The organism is Salinispora mooreana, from assembly GCF_000379065.1.
GTDB classification, from domain to species: Bacteria; Actinomycetota; Actinomycetes; order Mycobacteriales; family Micromonosporaceae; genus Micromonospora; species Micromonospora mooreana.
Genome location: NZ_KB900614.1, coordinates 2,890,610 through 2,904,589, shown reverse-complemented (window position 1 = coordinate 2,904,589; position 13,980 = coordinate 2,890,610). Strand labels below are relative to the sequence as shown.

General features: G+C 60.0%; 13 protein-coding genes and 3 pseudogenes. 5 read left to right on the top strand and 11 right to left on the bottom strand.

Going from position 1 to position 13,980, the window contains the following annotated elements:
- Positions 1-13 precede the first annotated feature (13 nt).
- From SALPAC6_RS27775 to SALPAC6_RS30785, 8 genes are all read right to left on the bottom strand, one after another.
- Complete coding sequence (locus SALPAC6_RS27775; RefSeq protein WP_080636054.1) at positions 14-814, bottom strand: Stf0 family sulfotransferase; 801 nt, start codon at positions 812-814, stop codon at positions 14-16.
- A complete protein-coding gene (locus tag SALPAC6_RS0113785; RefSeq protein ID WP_018253987.1) occupies positions 811-2,055 on the bottom strand; it encodes an MFS transporter in 1,245 nt (414 codons plus the stop codon). Before SALPAC6_RS0113785 ends, SALPAC6_RS27775 begins: the two co-directional genes overlap by 4 nt.
- Before the next feature lie 5 nt (positions 2,056-2,060).
- Positions 2,061-2,429, bottom strand: a complete 369-nt coding sequence (locus tag SALPAC6_RS29435; protein ID WP_397539825.1) for a VOC family protein — start codon at positions 2,427-2,429, stop codon at positions 2,061-2,063.
- 5 nt (positions 2,430-2,434) lie between these two features.
- Complete coding sequence (locus tag SALPAC6_RS29430) at positions 2,435-3,694, bottom strand: hypothetical protein (RefSeq protein ID WP_162561522.1); 1,260 nt, start codon at positions 3,692-3,694, stop codon at positions 2,435-2,437.
- A 166-nt stretch (positions 3,695-3,860) separates the two neighbouring features.
- The gene (locus tag SALPAC6_RS31260; RefSeq protein WP_162561523.1) at positions 3,861-4,367 is read right to left on the bottom strand and encodes an AAA family ATPase; all 507 of its coding nucleotides are present in this window, start codon (positions 4,365-4,367) and stop codon (positions 3,861-3,863) included.
- Positions 4,364-5,773: an MBL fold metallo-hydrolase gene (locus SALPAC6_RS0113775; RefSeq protein ID WP_080636052.1), complete on the bottom strand. Its 1,410-nt coding sequence runs from the start codon at positions 5,771-5,773 to the stop codon at positions 4,364-4,366. Before SALPAC6_RS0113775 ends, SALPAC6_RS31260 begins: the two co-directional genes overlap by 4 nt.
- 11 nt (positions 5,774-5,784) lie before the next feature.
- The gene (locus tag SALPAC6_RS0113770; protein ID WP_162561524.1) at positions 5,785-7,221 is read right to left on the bottom strand and encodes an MBL fold metallo-hydrolase; all 1,437 of its coding nucleotides are present in this window, start codon (positions 7,219-7,221) and stop codon (positions 5,785-5,787) included.
- 83 nt (positions 7,222-7,304) lie between these two features.
- Entirely contained in the window at positions 7,305-7,436 is a 132-nt protein-coding gene (locus tag SALPAC6_RS30785; protein ID WP_018253983.1) for a hypothetical protein, read from the bottom strand.
- Positions 7,437-7,727: 291 nt separating this feature from the next.
- Between SALPAC6_RS30785 and SALPAC6_RS29425 the strand changes: the two genes are divergently transcribed.
- From SALPAC6_RS29425 to SALPAC6_RS0113740, 5 genes are all read left to right on the top strand, one after another.
- On the top strand, positions 7,728-9,059 hold the full coding sequence (locus SALPAC6_RS29425) for a sulfotransferase (RefSeq protein WP_162561525.1): 1,332 nt from the start codon (positions 7,728-7,730) through the stop codon (positions 9,057-9,059).
- Entirely contained in the window at positions 9,059-10,063 is a 1,005-nt protein-coding gene (locus tag SALPAC6_RS31255) for a dimethylarginine dimethylaminohydrolase family protein (protein ID WP_080636050.1), read from the top strand. Before SALPAC6_RS29425 ends, SALPAC6_RS31255 begins: the two co-directional genes overlap by 1 nt.
- A 235-nt stretch (positions 10,064-10,298) precedes the next feature.
- Complete coding sequence (locus SALPAC6_RS26920; protein WP_162561526.1) at positions 10,299-10,919, top strand: class I SAM-dependent methyltransferase; 621 nt, start codon at positions 10,299-10,301, stop codon at positions 10,917-10,919.
- 757 nt (positions 10,920-11,676) lie between these two features.
- Positions 11,677-12,519 (top strand): IS5 family transposase, encoded by an 843-nt coding sequence (locus SALPAC6_RS0113745; RefSeq protein WP_018251394.1) that lies wholly within the window; start codon positions 11,677-11,679, stop codon positions 12,517-12,519.
- Complete coding sequence (locus SALPAC6_RS0113740; protein WP_018252728.1) at positions 12,516-12,929, top strand: hypothetical protein; 414 nt, start codon at positions 12,516-12,518, stop codon at positions 12,927-12,929. Before SALPAC6_RS0113745 ends, SALPAC6_RS0113740 begins: the two co-directional genes overlap by 4 nt.
- 91 nt (positions 12,930-13,020) lie before the next feature.
- Here the strand turns inward: SALPAC6_RS0113740 and SALPAC6_RS30995 are convergent.
- From SALPAC6_RS30995 to SALPAC6_RS25970, 3 pseudogenes are all read right to left on the bottom strand, one after another.
- Positions 13,021-13,161: pseudogene (locus SALPAC6_RS30995) on the bottom strand (IS630 family transposase); the annotation flags it as partial.
- 237 nt (positions 13,162-13,398) lie between these two features.
- Positions 13,399-13,752, bottom strand: a pseudogene (locus tag SALPAC6_RS0113735) (IS1634 family transposase); the annotation flags it as partial.
- Between the two features lie 16 nt (positions 13,753-13,768).
- A pseudogene (locus SALPAC6_RS25970) lies at positions 13,769-13,978 on the bottom strand (IS3 family transposase); the annotation flags it as partial.
- Between the last annotated feature and the right edge of the window lie 2 nt (positions 13,979-13,980).

Genomic DNA, 13,980 nt, shown 5'->3' with positions numbered 1-13,980 from the left:
AGTTGGACTTCCCCTACATTCCTAATCTTTTGAGCGCTTCTTGTGGCAACATATGAGCGGCATCCGAGCGAGTGAAGTCGCGCCGAAACCGATCAATCAGGTAACTATTAGTGTCGTCAGCCTGCCGTTCGAGTTCGGGTTTCGGGGGCATGCCGCCATTGATACCTAGAAAGCTCATAACGTCAGCGCAAGTCCTCGAAATGTTGGTTACAAGATCTTCGTACCATACTTCATGGCAAGGAATCCGACACTCCTTTAGGAATTGCGCCCACCTGGCTTCGTGTTCAAGAATGTGAATGATTTGGTCAAGGATGAAAGAGTAGTCATAGAAAACTCCGGCCGGTGGGACATGCGCGAAGTCTAGTGACCGCCGAGCTGGTTGCCCCCGTCGTCGGAGGAATACTTTTGTCGCCTGTGCTATCTGTCCCGAAACGGCCTGTTCCACCAGGCCGAACCGGCGGATCAGTACGGCTGGCGGCAGCTCTCCGGCCGTACCGCACACGCTTTCCAAGCTCGGCAAAAGAGGCGTATTGCCGAATAGTTCCCATTGGTTCCAATGAATTTTCATGCTAAATACTCCACCGATGGTGGCAGCGGTTCGTACTCTGGAGGCGTAGTCGCCTCCTTCGGCCATGACGGGTTCCTCCCACGTCGAACTGGCCCCTCTGATCCCCCATTCACCCAGCCAGTGGTGGATCATACCGCGTGCATACCATTCCTGTGGGTCCCCGCCGACACCAGTGCTACGGAGCGCATCGCACAGCAGGCCGCTGCCGCTGCGCGGCGTGGCGCAGACGATGTAGCCGGCGGTCACGAGGCGGCCGAGGCGTCGACAGTGGCCTCTTTCCTTGAGCGAGGCGTGGCTGGGCTACCTAGATCCGCTACACCCTTAATGGGAAGGACAGCGACGACGGAGAGTGCGAGTACTACGGCTGCGATGGTAGCGAGTACGGTCGGGCCCGCGACCGTGAAGAGCCACCCGGCGAGGGCAAGACCGATAGGCGTGAATGAGGTGTTGGCCAGGGAATCGACCGACATGACGCGCCCGAGCTTCTCCTTCGGGGTCGAGGATTGCAGCGCACTGAGCCACAGCACTGCGAAACCGCCAAGACCAGCGCCTGCGATAAACGAGAGAGGCACCATGAGAAGGCTGGAGGCGCCCAATGCCAAGCCTACGAGTTGGGGTAGCTGAGCTAACAGGCAGAGCATCGCCGCGTAGCCGGGTCGACGTGGGCGCCGGGTGCCGGCCGCAGTGGCCCCGATAAGTGAGCCAGCGGCTTCTGCCGCTACCACCAGACCATATAGCCGCTCACTTCCGGTGCCGAGCACTAAGGGTAGGAGTATGAATATCGGGCCATTGACTAATGCCAACTGAACCGTACCCTGAATCATGATGGACGACATCCAGGGTCTGGTTCGCACATGTTGCAGTCCTTCGAGGAAGTCTTGCCAGACGCTCGCCTGCGGTTGGCCCGGCTGAGGTGCGGCATCGCGAATCACCAGCAACGTGCCGATACTGATCAAGAAGGTCGCCAGGTCAATGATGAGCGTGGTCCGCGCCGATGTCGCAGCAATCATGGCCCCTGCGGCTGCGGCTCCGGCTACTGCGGCGATGCGGTTCGACATCGCGCGTAGCGCGTTGCCCGGTGGGATGAGCTCGGGCGGGAGTAGTGACGGAAGTAGCGCCCCGTATGCAGGCCGGTATAGTCCGAGACCAAGACCCATCACGAGCGCCGAGGCGAGCAAGGTGGGCAAAGGAGCCTGTGGGCCGGCAATGAGGATCGCCGCGAGGGCCGCAAGCCGTATCAGGTCGGAGACTATGATCATGATGGTGCGGCGGCGGCGGTCAGCGAGGACGCCGCCAACGAGAACGGACACCACGCCGCCGAGGGCGACCATCGCCAGCACCAGACTGATAGCGCGAGCAGCATCGGGCCGTGGTAGCAGGAACAGCGCGATAGCGACCCCGAAGACCGCGTCGCCGAAGATGTTGATCGTCTGTCCCAGCCACGCCGCGCGAAAATCTTTGTGTCGCAACGGCTCAAGAATCTTCATTGCTGCTACTCCAACCGGGTGCCTGCAGTGCTCGCAGGGCCTTCGATGCCAAAGGTCACGCCAAACGGATCCAGGAACTGGGTGATCACCGTGTCCCCTGTTGCCATCAGTGGATAGTGAAGTTCAATGCATCCCCACTCACTGATATGCTCTCGGGCTCGGGCGAAATCATCGACGGTCCAATATACAACCGGCGAACCGCCCGGATTGTTGCGATCATCTGGGAGGCGGAAGATCAATTCGACCTCACCTATTTGAACAACTGCCACCGATGGAGTCCGTATTACTTCTGGATGGCCAAGCATGCCAGCCCAAAATAACGCTGCTGCCGCCGGATCAGGAACAAATACCAGTACGGAGCGGATTCCGCGCATCAGGGTCACTGCCCCACCACCTCTTCTTCGAGAAGAGCGGCCAACCCGCGATGCTCCATGAGTTCGTTGGCCGTCGCCGCTAAGTGTCGCCATGTCAGTTCCGGCCGTGACCAAGCCGACAATGGCTCGACGAGATGATGCGCGACCAGTGGAACGGGGCCCCACGCCGACATGCCGGCTGCAGCGAGATCGCCTACCGCTAGATGGCCGCCCAGCGCCGCCATGAAGTCATTAAGGTGGCAAGTCATGCCGAAACGGTAGGAGGTGGTGGCGTGGAGTGGTCGGCGGCGCACCGGCAGAAAGTCCATCCTTGTGGCATCGAACGAGAATTGAAAAGGATATCCACGCGGACCAAGTAGGAAGTTGGTCAGGAAGATACCGTCGGCTGGACACTTGTTCGCGGCGGAGGCAAACTCCGGTAGAAGCCGGGACAGTTCTCGACCGAAAGCCGGCAGGAAGGCGCGACAATGCTGCAGCGCAGTGATCGCTTCGCGATCGGTAGTGAAAGGCGCAGCGAGCTGCTTGGGAGTGCGCTCAGCCCGATTCCGCGCCACAGTAGCCGCACCGCCGGAAGTGCTACGTGGTAGCCGCTCCACTCTGCCGTCCGGTAGCCAGACACGGTCGCCTGGCCGAATGCCGGCACTATCATTTGATAGCGCCTCGCCTGCCAGCATTGCATCTTCGCAGAAGATGTCTACAGGGCTCGTAGCTATAAGGCTATCTTCAGTTACAGCAGGTGCCCCCGGAAGTAATACCCTGGACAAGACGCAGGGACCGGACGAAGTCGACTGTGTGGTGCTCGGTGCGGCCAGCCCAGGGACAGCACCATCGAACGTAAGGACGTTGGCGACCTTAATGGGGGTGGTGCGGAACGCCTGGCTGTCCCCGACTGGAGCGTTAAAGGCGATCGGAATCTGACCCACTTGCCAGGTGCGGCCCACCGCTGGGCGGTGGACCGCGAAGCCGAGTAGTTCCACAGCATCGGTGGCGGCGTGGCTGATGTGTGACGCGGCATAGATCGGCACGCTTCTGGGCAAGAGGTCTAGAGACGGAAGGTGTAGATGCAGGTAAGAGTCTCCAGTGAGGACTACTGCATCGATCCTTTGTGTTAGCTGTCTGGGGTCAACCGGGCCCGCTTGGAACCGGAAGCCCACCTTTGCATGTCCAGCCACCCCCCAGAACACCGGATTGACCAGAATCTGCTGCCGTGAAGATATGAGCCAACCGTGCAGACCGAGGTAGGTCGCGTAGCCATCCGAGGTCACGGTCCCTCTTTCTCGTCGCTCGTCAGGTGCGGTTGCGCCTGGCGGTAGGCAGTGGCCGTTCGGCTTCGATATACCAGGCGCAGGCCTATCTCCCAGACCTGGATGCGGTCGATTCGCACCAATTCAGCTGGATCTGGCCATCTTTCGGGTATCTCTGACGAGTCAGTCATGTGGGGTCCCCAAAAGTGCTGAGGACTCGGTGCCAGGAGCGAGAGGCAAATTGCTGGTACCAGGCGAGGACAAGTTCCGAACCTCCGCGCTGGTGCCAGTCTCGTAACCACGAGTCCTGATCGGCGCGGCGACGTGCACGCTCAAAGAGTACCCGTGTCTTCCGTGGAAGCAGGCAGGTAGCCCGCGAGCGGGCGAGATCCTCTGGAAGTCCCAACCCAACGGGACCGCCTATGTCGACCACCACCTGATGCGGTGCCAGGCGTATGCAGAAGTCAGCCATCCGTCGCTCGAACGGAGCCAGATAGGCAGCAAGACCATGCGCCCCCGATACCGACCAGGCTGCGTCAGCGATGCGTTGGTCAAAGTCCCACCGAGGGTAGTAGAGGTGCTTGAGCTCGTCCGTGGACAACACCTCTATGCCGTTCTCCTGGGCGAGGTTCTTCGCATAGGTGGTCTTACCGGCGCACGGTGGCCCTACAATGAAGACGGCCCCTGGAGTCATGCCGGGGTAGCATTCATGGAGCAGCGCCGCAGAACTCGTTCGTAGGTGACTCGGGTGAGTGCAGGGCGGAGCGGCTCGGACAATGCCTCGAATAGGAACCCAATTGGACTGTAGCGTGACTCGCCCGGATACCATTGCAACGCCGCTGTCGTGGCAAGCTCCCAGATTTGGATGGTTCCGTCAAACACCTTGGCGAGGTCCTGCACCCAGCAGCTCATTCCGAACGGTACACTAAGCGCCAATTGGACGACCGAGGGAGAAGGGATAGGCCTTAGGAACCGGGCCTCGTTGATGTCATAGAAACAGGCAATATCCTTTCCGTCAGGCTGCCTAAGGTGGATGACAAAGCGCTCATCGCCTGCGACATTCGCGCCCATCCAGTGGTTTACATCGACGATACGTTGGCCGAAGTCCGTTGCCGCAATCAGTCGGTCAAGGCCGGACAGACCGGTGAGGACAACGTTAAGGACATCTTCTGCGGGTTCCGTCGACGCTACTATCGGCCCAATGCTCAGATCGCCCGGGAGGCGATCGGTGAAAGTGCCATCGCTTACCAACGGCTTTGCGGGTGCGATCCAGCTAACCGTCGACAGCGTTCCGTCGGCGGCTAGCGTCTCACCGGGATGGAGCCCATGAAACCGATGGCCGAACGACAAGCTGTTGAGTTTGTCCGCTAGAACGGCAAAGTCGGACATTTCGAAAGGGGCGTGCCGCCGCGGCAAGTGCCGGTAGGACCCTCCGGAAAAGGTTACTAACCCTGTCCTTTCGAACGGCGCAAGATACGAGACGGCCAGTTCCCGCAGGATGTCCAATTCCGTTGACCGGGAACTCTCAATCGCGTTGTCAAGGCCCCCTTTCCATCCAGTGGGACGGAGCTGTCCATTGTGCGTTGCAATGACGATGCTTGCCGTCAGGGCCGCGTCTGGCTTCAGCAGGGTATCTGACTGTACTACCACCTGTTGGGTCCGGTCGGACGTTGTGATTCGCGGGCTGCTGCAGCGAGATTCCCAGGTCGGTATCTGCGCGAAGTCTGGTGGCAGAAACGTCAATTTCAGTGTGCCGATAGATACCTCAGTATCGGTCGGAAGACGACATACCTCGAAGCCGAGCTGCCGCGCGGCCTCTTCGGCGACAGCCGGGAATAGATGCGCAACGTAGAGTTGAGAAACGCGGTCCCGCAGCAACGCGAGTGATTCCAGGTGGAAGTGGTCCAGGTGCTCGTTAGTGATTACGATGGCTGCTAGGTCAGGAATCTGGTCTAAGATCACCTCTCTGGGCGGCCAGATCTCGAAGCGCACTAGTTCAGAGTTACCGAAGGTGCGTGTGATCACTGGATCAACCAGTAGGGCTGTGCTGTCATCGGCGATGGCCCAGGACTGGTGTCCAAGCAGTGTCGCTTTCAGCATCCTCGTTTCCCCTAAGCCTTTACGCCGAGCATGTTGAGTTGCAAGCGGAAGAGGCGGTTCGCGAGATGCGGTGCCGCCTGTTCACCGAACCAGCTGTACATGAGAGGCATGACTGCCTCAGTTCGCGAATTTCTAAACCAGGTGTTCACCGCGAGCCCTGCCAGGTCCCATATTTGGATTGTGCCGTCAATGAGGCCCACGAAGTCGCCCAGGGAGATGATGAAGCCGAAGGGGGACGTCTGGGCGAGGGAAAAGTCGTCGAGGTGGATGAACTGGTCATTGCGCACGAACGCTGAGGTGACAAGATCTAGCGAGTAGTCGACTACAGTCGATGTTCCTTCGTCCACCACGCGTATGAAGAAGCAGCCCGTGGCGGGGTGCCAGCGTTCTAGCATCTCCGCGCTCAACTTGGACATAAGAACAGCCTGAGCGAACGCGTTGAGCTCGTTCTCCACCTTTTTAAGCGCCGCATCAGGATCGTCCACCGGCGGCAGCAAGGGCCGGCGCGTGATGGGTTGACCAGATGTGATGAACTCATCACGCCCGCGCTGTGCAGTCGCCAGAGCCTCCCTGTCGAGGTGTATCCACTTCACTCGACCGGCGGGCTGCACACCGTCCTTGGTCACCTCAAGCACTTCACCCGGAAGTGGGCCGAACACATCATCGCGGCCAGTCAGCTCCCGGGTTAGGCGGGCAATTTCATCTTGATCTGAGAAGGGGAAGGGACCCATCTCCTCATAGTCTTTTTGAAACCCTCCGCCACTTATGAGGATTGGGCGCGCCTGTAATTCGGGACTGCCGGCCAGGTAGGTCAGCAGTGCATCGACAATCGACAGTGCAGCAACCTGGGGGGTGCTATCCGCAGCCTCGCCGAAGTTGGTTAGGGTGCCCATCACGCCGGGTGGTGTAATTTGTGCGTTATTGGACACCACAACTGCGCTTGCAAGATTGGTGGTCGCGGCCTCGATGATGGCCTCGCCGACCATCGCATCAATGCCAACAAGTAGGGATACCCCATCACTATCGGTGACGATTAGCTGGGTCACTCGCTTTTCCCAATGCACGGTGTCGGGAGTCGGCGGGTACAGGCAGATGCTTAGTGCACCGACCAGTAGTCGCTCTTCGAATGGCACCCGGGTGACGGTGAAGCCGAGGGACTCGATAGCGGACACCACAGCGGAAATCATTGTTACGCCGACGAGTACCGGAATCGATCGCGGGAGCAAGTTGAGCGAAGCGAGATTGAAATGGTCGAAGTGCTCATGGCTGATGAGTATTGCATCGACGTTTTGCAGTGCGCTAGCATCAATGGAGCGCGGCGGGTACATTTTAATGGGTTTTGGTGAATATTCATCACCAAAACCTGTTTGTAGTAGTGGGTCGATGAGTAGCGAACTCTCGTCATGCGAGATGATAAAGCTGTTGTGGCCTAAGGCTGTGAAGATCATACTCTCCCCCGCGATGCTGACAAGAAGACGCAGAGTTAGGCTCCAGGGTGCCGAGCCAAGGCTCGGCACCCTGGAGTTCACTGTCACCTGCTGTACACCGCGAACACCTTGTCGCCGGCGGACTGCGTTGCCTCGGTGCGCGCCTTGCGCGCCTTCTCGAGTTCGGTCTTGAGCACCTCAAGCTGCTCGACCGACAGAGCCTCCATCTTGTTCATCTTCCCTCCCCTCTGGGTCGACCACGGTTCGGATATGCGATGCGGCAGGATACCCGAGGGTGCCTACCGCGATATCGCCGGAACCAGGTGGACATTCGGCACGCCCAGGTTGGACTAGTCAGCGTGCCCAAGGAGGGTGCACTCCTATTGCAGATCGAGTTGAGGCCTCCCCGTATGACCACTCATCGATGCATGCTAGTCGCTGCCTTGCTCTATCGCAAGCCTTGACAGGGTGTCAAATTATCTGCATAATCTGGCGGCGGTGTTCATGGTTATCGCACGGGGGGGCTTATGGACAAGGCTGGGGTGCAGTCGGCTTCATTCAAGACGTTCGATAGCGTGCGAGATGCCAGGAAGCGCATTGCGAAGTTATGTGAAATTGATGATTCGCAACGAATCAATGACTTTCCTGTCGTAGTGGTGATTCTATCTTCCTCCAGGGGTGGAAGCAGTGCGCTATTCAGTGCCTTGCGCGCCACGAAAGTGTTTTGGTGCTTGCCTGGGGAGCATGTGTATCTGTACAAGTTGCACGGGTTCGGTCTACCTGACGACCCATTAGCCCATGATGGATCGATCGGGCCAGGAGCCGACCTCGATGGCCTGCTCTCAGCGTTGGCAACCGAATGTACTGGTCCCATCTCTGGCGTGCTGACTGCCAACCTTGTCGCCTATCATTTTGTCAGCCGGCTTCTGGCCCAGTGGCCGATGCTTGCAGATGATCCGGACCTAGTGCTGGAGGCGGCAAGGCGCCAGGTGTACCGGCAGGGAAGTTGTCATGATCCGGTTGCACTACTCATGGCGATCATTCGGGAACTTCGCGATATCGGGTATGCCGTTGACCCCTGGTACTACGACTTGCCGGCTAACGTAATCAGCCGCTGGTTTCCTGCCGAACCGGAACCAGTCGGGCCTCCATCTGCCGGCTTCACACTTGTCGAAGAGCCACCTTTCCTAGTTCCCAGGGCATTCCCGGCCAGACCGGCCCTAGCATCTTCGCAACGGAGGCCACTGCTCCTCAAGGCGTCTCTGGATGTCTACCGGATCAACTTGATACGCAGACTCTTTCCAGCATCTGAGTTGCGATTTGTTCATTTAACACGAAATCCTGCTGCTTCTATCAACGGGTTGATGGATGGCTGGCTGAGCCGTGGATTCTTTTCCCATCAAATCGACCGTAATTACGCAATGAATATCGAGGGGTACTCGCATCTCCCGTGGGGTCAGGGCTGGTGGAATTTTGACCTGCCTCCTCAGTGGTATGCGAACACCGCGACTTCGCTTCCTCGAGTGTGTTCCTTCCAGTGGCGTCAGGCGCACCAGCATATTCTCGCTGCGAAGGCTGAGGGGGCGGGTACTTGGCTTCAGGTGCGTGCAGAAGATTTACATGTCAGCTCGGGCCGGCAACGCGCCTTGGTACACCGGGTCATGAAATTCGCAGGAGTAGATTCACCCATGGCTTCGGAGGTCGGTGAACTGCCGGTAGTCATGGCCACCGCGCCACCCCGTCCGGGACGATGGCGGGCGAACGCAGAGCGGATCGCTGCTGCTATCGAGGAGGAAGAGACCCAAGACGTTGCTGGCGCTCTCGGGTACGGTAGCAGGCCAACGTTGGAGTGGTTGTAATGAAAGTTGGCTCGTCCGCCGCGTATCAAGGAGCGGGCTGGCAGCCCCGAAAGAACGACCTTGCCGGAGATGTTCGCGAGGGTCGGCTGTGGAGGACTTCTGGCAACGTCGGTGAATTTGGCGTCTTACGAACCGCCATGATTGGTCTACCTTCGCCGGACTGGCCCATCCCTGGCAGCTGGAACGAAGTGCAATATCTAGGTCCCGTCAATTTTGGGCGGCTTCGTGCAGAGCTAATCGGATTCGTGCGAGTTTTGGAAGAATTCGATGTTGAGGTTATCATTCGAGAGTTGCAGCCTAGTAGAACTGGCTTGACTCTCTATAATTCATGCTTCGTTCGTGACCAGTTCTTCATGACGCCCGAGGGTGCCGTGGTGGCACGGATGGCCAGCATCCCCCGCGCAGGCGAAGAGTTCGGCGTGGCTGTTGATCTTGCTCGGGCGGGTATTCCCGTCCTTGCCACGATTAGCGGATTCGGGACATTCGAGGGAGCGGACGCCTTGTGGCTCCGCCCCGACCTGGTTCTCGTCGGGTCGGGTAGTCGCACCAACGTGGAAGGGGTGAAGCAGGTTCGGGCGATCCTGGGTCGGCAGAATGTCACCGTTATTGAAGTGCCAGTTCCTGCTGGGATCCAGCATCTTTTGGGTGTCCTGCAGCTTGTCGATCACGATTTGGCCATGGTACGCACCGAATTGACCAACCGCCGAGTGCCCGACGTGCTCGCTGAGCATGGTGTTCGCGTCGTTCACGTGTCTGAAGTTCCCTCGGTCACTCGGGATCAGGCGATGAATTTCGTTGTCCTGGGGCCAAGGCGGGTCATTATGGTTGACGGAGCGCCTAGCGTTGCCCAGTGGTTTGCTGACAATGGAGTTGAAGTCGTAGCGACAACTCCCTGCCCGCAGCTGATCAGAGCGGCGGGCGGGCTCGGGTGTGTGACCGGTATTGTTTACCGCGAGGAACCTCGAGACGGCGAAGTCGGAAGTTTGACTAATGTAGATAAATAGTGGTCAATTCAAGCACTCGGAAGGCATTATATTGAAACTGTGGTGTTGGCGGCTTTAGTGTGATATTGTCTTGCTCATGTTCTGTGATTCAGGTATTTTTGGATTGTTTGAATAGACTTTTCGAGCCGGCGTCCACCTTGCGGATGGGCTGTCGATAGGAGACGTTGCTGTCGGTATCCGGGTTGGCGCGAGATTCGGCCTCGCGGTAGGCTGTTTCGAATGCTATGTTGCTGGTATGAAACCCGACTCGGGCTGGCATGGCCTTCCCTCACGACTTGAAGCCGATCAACTTGTCGTCGATGACTGCTATAAGGTAATGAAGCGGTGGGAAACTCCGCTGATGTATCGAATGGCGGAAATTTTATGTGCAACGGTCAAGCGGACTAGAATCCTTGAGGTTGGCTTCGGAATGGGCATTTCTGCGAATGCTCTCCAAAGGCAAAAGATTGAGCGTCATACTATCATCGAGCCCCACCCGGACATGTTCGGCCGCCTGACGCAATGGCGAGCTGAGTGTCCCGACGCTGATATCCGGCCTGTGCAGGACTACTGGCAAAACCAGACGAGCCTCCTCGCGGAGGTCGACGGGGTCTTCTTCGACACCTATGCAATGGACGTGACAACCTTAGTCGATGAGAATGTTTCCTTTCTTGTTGCGGCGGCGTCGCACCTCAAGCCAGGTGCTGCCGTCGCGATGTTTTGGGTACTGCCGACTATCGACGAGGTTCAGCAGGAAGTGCTTTACAAGCACTACCAGCGAATTGTCGTCGAGAAGGTCCCCGTGACGCCAGGGACCACCGGCGTCCAAGCGCTTGCCCGGCTGGGATTCCTTCTCGCAATCATTGCGATCAAGTAGCGTGGTTCGAGCGCTCATGTCGGTGGATCTTCAGGCGGGTGAGCCCATGCCGGGCGGTGGTCGGTTTGTTGCTGATCAGGCGCGGGCTTGACCCCTGATCCTGGACACGGGGCTTATGCGGCGGGGGTAGCGTAGCCTGCGCCGGTCGGCGTTCCTCTCGTAGTGATCAGGGACTGCTGGTGGAGCCGGGAGTGGCGTCGGACGGTGTTGTAGCGGTGCAGCCAGCGGGACGCGATGAGTGTTCCTCGCATTCGTCGGCAAGGCGCGGCGGCCTTGGAGGTTTCGCGTTTGAAGGAACGAAACCACTGGCCTGCGTGACGGGCTCGGTGGATTGATCGGCAACGTTGAATGAACGGGCGGCGTGGAGGGCGTCGATGACCAGGTTGGTGCGCATATGGTCGGCGATCGCCCAGCCCGCGAGGCGCCGGGAATTCAGGTCGATGACGGTGGCCAGGTAGAGGAAGCCGCGGTCACCGACCCGCACCAGGTGGCGTCGTCGCGGGTGGCGCGGCTCGCCCTGGTGCCTGATCCGCATGATCCGCTTGGCCGGCGGAATTCCCTCGTGCTGATCCTGGTGCTGACCGCGTGCGGGACGCCGGTTGCCGGTAGTGACTGCCTGGCGGCAATCTGGCAGTGGGCCGCCTGCCGTTAGTAGTCAGAGGGTGGTTCGGTAGCTTTCGTCCCTTGTGGGTTTGGGTTGGCATGTGAATGTGAGCCGTAGTCGTAACCGGGGAGGCCCGGCCGCGTTGGGCTGATCATGAATGGACGTGCGGCGTATCCGAGTGACCTGACCGATGATCAGTGGGCGGTGGTCGGGCCGTTTCTGCAGGCGTGGAAGGACCGGCATCCGTCGGTGTCGGGGCATCAGGGCCGCTACGAGTTGCGGGAGATCGTGAACGCGATCTTCTACCAGAACCGGACCGGGTGTCAGTGGGCNTACCTGCCACACGACCTGCCGCCGAAGTCGGCCACCTACTACTACTTCGCCCTGTGGCGTGATGATGGCACCGACCAGGTGATCCACGATCTGCTGCGCTGTCAGGCGCGGGAGCGGGCCGGCCGCCGGGAGGATCCGACCGCGGTGGCGCTGGACACCCAGTCGATCCGGGCGGCCAACCACGTCCCGGCCGCCACGACCGGCAAGGACGCGGCGAAGAAGGTCCCGGGGCGCAAGCGAGGCCTCGCGGTCGACGCCCTCGGGTTGATCATCGCGGTGGTGGTCACCGCCGCGTCGGTCACCGACAACACGATCGGTGTGAAACTGCTGGACAACGTGGTAGCGCACACCCCGACGGTTACCAAGGCGTGGGTCGATGCCGGGTTCAAAGACGACGTGCAGATCCACGGCGCCATCCGAAATATCGACGTCGAGCAGGTCCTTCGGTCCGACACGACGGCCGGGTTCGTGCCGGTGAAACGCCGGTGGGTGGTGGAGCAGACCCACGGCACCCTGATGCTGCACCGCCGCCTGGTCCGCGAGTACGAGAGCCGACCCGCCTCCGCGGTGTCCCGCACCTGGTGGGCCTCCACAGCGAACCTCATCCGCCGGCTCACCGGCACCGCCACCACGTCCTGGCGCGACACAGGCCAGCAGCGGTGACCCCGCCGTCGCTACTGACCCTGCTCACCGAACGCGAAACCGCCGCCGGCCTCACCGTCGAACGGCTCCGCGCCCAAATCGCCACCCTCAACGAACAGCTCACCACGGCCGAGACCGAAGTCACCGAACTCGCCATCACCCGCAAAACGCTCCTGAGCCTCGGCGACCCACTCGACGCGGCACCACCCGCTGACCCGACCATCGCCAGCCCCGCCTACCAACAGATCCTCACCGTGTTCCACACCGCCACCACACCGATGCGCGCCAAGGACATCTGCCAGGCCCTGGGCACCGGCACCACCGCGAAGGACACCGAGAACCTCCGCGCCAAGCTCAAACGCCTCGTCACCCGCCAGATCCTCACCGAACCCGAGGCCGGACTGTTCACCCTGACCCCACCGTCGACGTAACCCCGACCACCAAGGCCCCTAATGAGCGGTCAAACCCAGTCCGGACATACGCTTCCGAACCACCCTCTCAAATCCTTGCTCGGATAGGCTCACTGAGCTTGAACGTGCCAGAGCGGTGCGGCTTGAGGCCATGCTCGCGCCACAGCTTGGCCACCCATGGATACGAGACCGACACCCGCTCCGTGCGGGTGATGTAGGCCGCCATCTCCCGACTGGACCAGTGCGACAGGCCACGACTGCGGGCCTACTCCTGGGGCAGGTTCCGCTGCCCATCTGCTTCATAGCAGCGGCGGCTCCCACCCTGGCCTCTACTGTCACCGCACTCGTGCGACCCCGGCAGACTGTTCAACTTGCTGCACCAACGAAGATCGCATCCGGAGCTGCTGACATGTACGCCCGGATGCACATTGACGTATGAGCGGATGGGGAGCCACCGCTTCCGTTCTCCCTCCTGAGTTCGGTCATTCGGTTAGTGCCTGAGGTTTGCTTGGGTGAGGGCGTCGAGGATGGCTTGTTGTTCGGGGTTGATCTCGGGTGGGAACGTCTGGATGGCGCCGTTGATCGTGAGGGTCGCGGAGCGTAGTGGGCGCAGTTGGCGCAGGACGTTGCGGATCGCGAGTCCGGTGCGGGTTTGGGCTTCGCGAGTGACGGCCAGGGCGGTGAAGACGATGGTCAGGTGCGCTTCGATGGCGGCCCTCGTGTGGTGGAACATGGGTCGGGCGGCGAGATCGGTTTTGGACATGCGGAAGGACTGCTCGATGTGCCACAGGTCGTGGTAGTTGGAGATCACGTCGCTGGGGCTCATCAGGGTCTGCTGCACCGATTGGTGACAGTTTCAGTCAGGCGGCCTGACTGGCCGGTGGGGTCATGATGGTCTCGTACTCGATAGGGGTTAACCGGGACAGAGAGTGTCGTCGGCGGCGGTGGTAGGTCCGCTCGATCCAGGTCACGATCGCGGTCCTGAGCTGCTGGCGGGTGGTCCAGGTCCGCCGGTCGAGGACGTTGTTCTGCAGCAACCCGAAGAACGATTCCATGGCGGCGTTGTCGCCGG

What these genes read in the sequence shown, in the direction of transcription:
- SALPAC6_RS30785 (WP_018253983.1), bottom strand. Translation starts at nt 7,436, where the DNA reads ATGAACAAGATGGAGGCTCTGTCGGTCGAGCAGCTTGAGGTGCTCAAG.
- SALPAC6_RS0113775 (WP_080636052.1), bottom strand. Translation starts at nt 5,773, where the DNA reads ATGCTGAAAGCGACACTGCTTGGACACCAGTCCTGGGCCATCGCCGAT.
- SALPAC6_RS29435 (WP_397539825.1), bottom strand. Translation starts at nt 2,429, where the DNA reads ATGCGCGGAATCCGCTCCGTACTGGTATTTGTTCCTGATCCGGCGGCA.
- SALPAC6_RS26920 (WP_162561526.1), top strand. Translation starts at nt 10,299, where the DNA reads ATGAAACCCGACTCGGGCTGGCATGGCCTTCCCTCACGACTTGAAGCC.
- SALPAC6_RS31260 (WP_162561523.1), bottom strand. Translation starts at nt 4,367, where the DNA reads ATGACTCCAGGGGCCGTCTTCATTGTAGGGCCACCGTGCGCCGGTAAG.
- SALPAC6_RS0113770 (WP_162561524.1), bottom strand. Translation starts at nt 7,221, where the DNA reads ATGATCTTCACAGCCTTAGGCCACAACAGCTTTATCATCTCGCATGAC.
- SALPAC6_RS0113785 (WP_018253987.1), bottom strand. Translation starts at nt 2,055, where the DNA reads ATGAAGATTCTTGAGCCGTTGCGACACAAAGATTTTCGCGCGGCGTGG.
- SALPAC6_RS31255 (WP_080636050.1), top strand. Translation starts at nt 9,059, where the DNA reads ATGAAAGTTGGCTCGTCCGCCGCGTATCAAGGAGCGGGCTGGCAGCCC.
- SALPAC6_RS29425 (WP_162561525.1), top strand. Translation starts at nt 7,728, where the DNA reads ATGGACAAGGCTGGGGTGCAGTCGGCTTCATTCAAGACGTTCGATAGC.